This window comes from Legionella tunisiensis, from assembly GCF_000308315.1.
Lineage (GTDB): Bacteria > Pseudomonadota > Gammaproteobacteria > Legionellales > Legionellaceae > Tatlockia > Tatlockia tunisiensis.
The window spans coordinates 1-919 of record NZ_CALJ01000334.1 but is presented as its reverse complement, the minus strand read 5'-3'; the positions used below and the strand labels follow the sequence as shown (position 1 = coordinate 919).

Sequence of the window (919 nt, the reverse complement as noted above, 5' to 3'; positions counted from 1 at the left end):
AGTATATGTCTACTTATGAGAATAATTTGGGGGCTAAATTAAGGGCTATTTTGGGTGGTCTAATTCGCATTTGTCCCGTTCCTGTAATTTAACCCACCATTGGCCAAATGGAAGGTAATGGACCTTATGCTAGAGTTAACGATGAATTTCTTTATCCTAGTTTTCCTTTCGAAACTTTAGATACCCTTCTACCCCAAATAGTAAAATGTATTACAGCAAGAGTACGGCGAGTCCATAGCATGAGGCATCCATATTACCTGCCAAATGGAGATCCAGAATAAGTATGATTACTAAACGACCACCAGCTTTAGCTGGTGGTCGTTTAGTTTCACTCGATCCTCTCTTAGAATCCCATAAAACAAATGCTCAACTCATTCTCATTGCGGTTGTTGAAAAGATTCTATACGGTTAGCAAGGGCAATTACCTCGGCACGCAATTGCTGACTGTATGCTGTATTGGCACATTCCAACTCGCGGCTGAAAACAGGATCATACCATTCGACTTTATAGACAAAACCTGTTTTATCGTTACCCCTGACGAGAATGACGGTTGGTTTGTCATGAACATCATAGGTTACCAGTTCTTTGATAAGCTCCACACCCGTTCGAGCCAGTTTTCTATTGTGCTCTGTGAATGCGCAGGTACCGATACCGTTTTTTATAAAAACTGGACAGCACCGTCCCAGCCATCGGCCTCATCGCCATTTTTTACTTCTTTATAAGCACCATAGGGAGCCACCCCAATGTTGACGTTCATATCTTCTTTCGGCACACCTGCAAAGGTATAGGCTAACTTTAATGCCTCGCTGGTTGCTCGCAGGTGAGTACTTTTAAAGGAAAAAACATGTTTATACTTTTTCTTATGATATTCGTATAACTTGTATAATGTATGCTATACGAAGTTATTACGCATCGCTGT

At 41.1% G+C, this 919-nt stretch carries 1 protein-coding gene; it reads right to left on the bottom strand.

The features are described from left to right. Nucleotides 1-377: 377 nt before the first annotated feature. Complete coding sequence (locus BN58_RS20480) at nucleotides 378-599, bottom strand: hypothetical protein (RefSeq protein ID WP_019218444.1); 222 nt, start codon at nucleotides 597-599, stop codon at nucleotides 378-380. Between the last annotated feature and the right edge of the window lie 320 nt (nucleotides 600-919).